We start from the raw sequence: 3,744 nt of genomic DNA, 5'->3' as shown, positions 1-3,744 counted from the left end.
TCGCTCTGCCGCGCGTGCCGCACCCCGCTCCCGGAGGGGCGGGAGGCACGCTTCTGTCCGTTCTGCGGCGTGGCGCAGCGGGCGATCCCCTGCGCGGGGTGCGGCGAGTCGGTGGAGCCGGAGTGGCAGTTCTGCATCGGGTGCGGGCATTCGCAGCGGAGCGGCGCCGCGCCGTGAGGAACGACGCTTGCAAAGGCGCGGGGCCGCGGCGCCCGACCGGTGGCGCCTGACTCGTTCCCGGGACGGAGCATGCGGATAGCGGAGCTGGTCGGGGTGGCGGCGGCGCTGGTGCTGGCGGCGGCGCCGCTGGCGGGGTGCGGCGACGACGGGGACGCGGGCGCGCGGCCGGGGAACGTGGTGGAGGAGCCGGACGACTCGGCGCTCCCCACGGCGCCCGACGTGCCGCTCCCGCAGGGGGTGACGGCGGGGATGGTGGGGGAGGGGCGGAAGCTCTTCGGCACCACCTGCGTGGTCTGCCACGGCCCCGACGCCGGGGGGACGCAGCTCGGCCCCTCGCTCCGCGACGGCGAGTGGCTGAACGTCTCGGGCGAGTACGACGAGATCGTGGGCCTCATCCAGCAGGGCGTCCCGGAGCCGGAGGAGCACCCGGTCCCCATGCCGCCCCTGGGCGGGGGGACCTTCACCGCGGAGCAGGTGCGGGCACTGGCGGCGTACGTGTACTCGCTCCGGCGGCCCTCGGCCGCGCCCGGACCGGCGGCCGCCCCGGATTCGGCACCGCGGGAGGGGACGTAAGGTGCGCGAGTGCGAAGTGCGGGAGTCGGGCAGGGAGTGCGGCCCCTCCCCCGGGTGCGGGGGGAGGGGCCTTCTGCAGGGCGGTGTCGCGGGTCAGGGGCGGCGGAGGGGGGTGCCGGTGCCGGTGCCGGTCCAGCGCCAGGCGTCCAGGATGCGTTCGGCGCGGGGGGTGAACCACGCCTCCAGCTCTTCCGGGTACTGGACGATGACGTGGAACCAGCGGCCGCCGTGGGCCCCGAGCGCCACCCACCCCCGGAGCGGCTCGTGGACGGTGCCCAGGCTGTAGATGGGGTACTCGACGACGGCCCACGGCTGCGGGTTCGCCGGGTCGAGCTCGGTGCGGTTCCCCGGGATGCGGACCCGCTCGGCGATGGTCCGGACCGTTTCCCGCGCGGCCTCCTCGCTCGCGCCGGGCGGGTGCACGAACACGTACACGTACGCGCTGTCGCTGCGCGCGCCGCCCGGGTAGCCGACGAAGCGGATCCCGTCCTCGTCGTCCAGCGTGAGCGGCTCGGCGCGGATGCCCTCCGGCAGCTCGGTGCGGAAGGGGAGCGCGAACCCCTCCGGCGAGGTGTACGGCGTGGGGCCCGCCTCGGCCGCCGCGGCGAGCCCTTCCCCGCCGCCGGGGGGGGGCTCGCCCTCCGCGGCGTCGCCGCACCCGGCCAGGAGCAGGGCGGCGAGGAGCGGGAGCAGCAGCGGCGCCATCATGCGCCGGTCCCCGCGCTGCCGGGAGCTGGGCGGGGTCTCACGGCGCGGCCTCGACGCCCCGTTCGACACCCTTGTCCTGCGGCCCGGGCTCCTCCGCCCCCGGCACGAAGGCGGTGTCGGTCGGGGTCGGCTCGGCGCTGTCGAGCGGATCCGCCTCCTCGGGCGGGTCGTACCCCCCGCACGCGGCCAGGAGCGAGCCCGCGAGGAGCAGGGCGAGCGGCATCTGTCGGCGACCTTTCATCCGGACCTCGCTGGCTGGCGTGATGCCGCGGCCCCACCCGCGGCAGAGGCGGCGCGGCGTCGCAAGAGGTGTTCCGGTGCGCCCCACCGGCGTCCCTCCTTGACGCGCGCTCCCGTGAGCGGGTAGCTTCCGCGACCGCTTCCCCCCGAAAGCACGACTTCCCCGAAGAGACTGACGGACCGTCCATGCCGCGCATCGCCGTGATCGCTGGAGACGGGGTCGGGACGGAGGTCACGCGCGAGGCACTGAAGGTGCTGCGCGCGGCGACGTCCGCCGGCCCGGAGCTGGAGTTGGTGGAGTGGCCCCACGGCGCCGACCACTACCTCGCCACCGGCACCACACTGACCGACGAGGAGTTCGCCGAGCTCTCCACGAGCTACGACGCCATCCTGCTGGGCGCGCTGGGCGACCCGCGGGTGCCCGGCAACGAGCACGCCCGCGACATCCTGCTGGGGCTCCGCTTCCGCCTGGACCTGTTCGTCAACTTCCGCCCGGTGAAGCTGCTCCACCCGGAGCTGACCCCGCTCAGGGACAAGGGGGAGAAGGACGTGGACTTCGTGATCTTCCGCGAGAACACGGAGGGCGTCTACGTGGGGATGGGCGGCGTCTTCAAGCGCGGGACGCCGGACGAGGTGGCGATCCAGGAGGACGTGAACACCCGCAAGGGGGTGGAGCGGATCGTCCGCGCGGCGTTCGAGCACGCCCGGGCCCACGGGCTGGAGCGCGTCACGATGTCGGACAAGGCCAACGCCATGGAGCACGCCGGCGGCCTCTGGCGGCGCGTGTTCCGCGAGGTGGCTGCGGAGTACCCGGAGGTGGAGAGCGAGGCGCTGTACGTGGACATGCTCGCCATGGACATGGTGCGGCGCCCGGAGCGCTACCGGGTCATCGTCACCGGGAACCTGTTCGGGGACATCCTCTCGGACCTGGGGGCGCAGCTCGCCGGGGGCCTGGGGCTCTCCGCGTCGGGGAACATCCACCCGGGGCGCGTCTCCCTCTTCGAGCCGGTGCACGGGTCCGCGCCGGACATCGCGGGGAAGGGGATCGCCAACCCGTTCGCGGCGATGCTCACCTCCGCGCTGATGCTGAAGCACCTGGGCCACGCGCGCGAGGGGGAGCGGATCGAGGCCGCCGTGCGCCGCGCCGTCCACGAAGGGCAGACCACGCCGGACCTGGGCGGACCGCTGGGCACCGCTGCGGCCGGCGACGCCGTCTGCCGATACTTGGAAGCGGGCGAGGCGTAGCCGGCCCTCCGCCCTGCCCCCGCGACTTCCCGCGCCCGCGGGCCCACCGGCCACACCTTCCGGAAAGCATGCGCAAGAGGAGCACAACCATCGGGGAGATCCTGGTGAGCCTGGGCCGGATCTCCCCCGAGGACGTGGAGCGCGTCCTCGCCTACCAGCGCGAGCGGGGCGGCTTCTTCGGCGCCGCCCTGGTCGCCCTCGGGCTGGCGACCCCCGCCGAGGTCGAGTGGCTGCTCGCCGACCAGTACGACCTCCCCTTCGTGAACCTGCGCCCGGACGGGATCGACCACGGCGTCGCCTCGCAGGTCCCCGGCGGGTGGGCGCGCGAGCACCTGGTGCTCCCCGTGCTCCGCGACGGCGACACCGTGACCGTGGTCCTCTCCGACCCGCGCGACCTGGGGCGGTTGATCGAGGTGCAGCAGTTCACGGGCGCCGCCAACGTGGAGGCTGCGCTCTCCACCCCCGCCACGCTCCGCGCGCTGATCGACGCGGTGCACGGGGAGCCGGACATCTCCCCCGTCCCGGTGCTCCGCTTCCTGCTGGAGGCGCTGGAGTCGGGAGCGGAGGAGGTGGGCGTCTCCGTGCGGCCCGGCGGGTCGGCCGGCTGGGCGCGGCGGCAGACGGTCTCGCGCCGCACGCTCGAGGAGGGGGCGCTCCCGGAGCTGCGCCGCCTGGTGAAGCCCTTCCCGGAGCCCGCGGCGGCGCAGGGGGTGCGGCGCTGGGAGGCGCGGATCGCCCTCGCCGGGCAGGTGTGGACCGCGGAGTGCCACGCGGTGGGCGACGGCGCGGCGCTGGAGT

The 3,744-nt window shown here is 75.3% G+C and carries 5 protein-coding genes; 3 read left to right on the top strand and 2 right to left on the bottom strand.

The window, feature by feature from the left end; translation table 11 throughout:
* Positions 1 to 249 precede the first annotated feature (249 nt).
* On the top strand, positions 250 to 753 hold the full coding sequence (locus tag VGR37_14525; GenBank protein ID HEV2148616.1) for a cytochrome c: 504 nt from the start codon (positions 250 to 252) through the stop codon (positions 751 to 753).
* A 93-nt stretch (positions 754 to 846) separates the two neighbouring features.
* Here the strand turns inward: VGR37_14525 and VGR37_14520 are convergent, their stop codons facing one another.
* On the bottom strand, positions 847 to 1,461 hold the full coding sequence (locus VGR37_14520) for a hypothetical protein (protein ID HEV2148615.1): 615 nt from the start codon (positions 1,459 to 1,461) through the stop codon (positions 847 to 849).
* 37 nt (positions 1,462 to 1,498) lie between these two features.
* On the bottom strand, positions 1,499 to 1,702 hold the full coding sequence (locus tag VGR37_14515; protein HEV2148614.1) for a hypothetical protein: 204 nt from the start codon (positions 1,700 to 1,702) through the stop codon (positions 1,499 to 1,501).
* A gap of 185 nt (positions 1,703 to 1,887) precedes the next feature.
* On the opposite strand from VGR37_14515, the gene VGR37_14510 reads away from it, so the two are divergent.
* Together VGR37_14510 and VGR37_14505 are read left to right on the top strand one after the other, a co-directional pair.
* Positions 1,888 to 2,946 (top strand): 3-isopropylmalate dehydrogenase, encoded by a 1,059-nt coding sequence (locus VGR37_14510; protein ID HEV2148613.1) that lies wholly within the window; start codon positions 1,888 to 1,890, stop codon positions 2,944 to 2,946.
* Between the two features lie 68 nt (positions 2,947 to 3,014).
* Positions 3,015 to 3,744: hypothetical protein (locus VGR37_14505; protein ID HEV2148612.1), on the top strand; the 730-nt coding region annotated here is incomplete at its 3' end.

The organism is Longimicrobiaceae bacterium (assembly GCA_035936415.1).
Taxonomy (GTDB): Bacteria; Gemmatimonadota; Gemmatimonadetes; order Longimicrobiales; family Longimicrobiaceae; genus JAFAYN01.
Note: the sequence above shows the minus strand (reverse complement) of the source record. Positions and strands in the feature narration are given on the sequence as shown.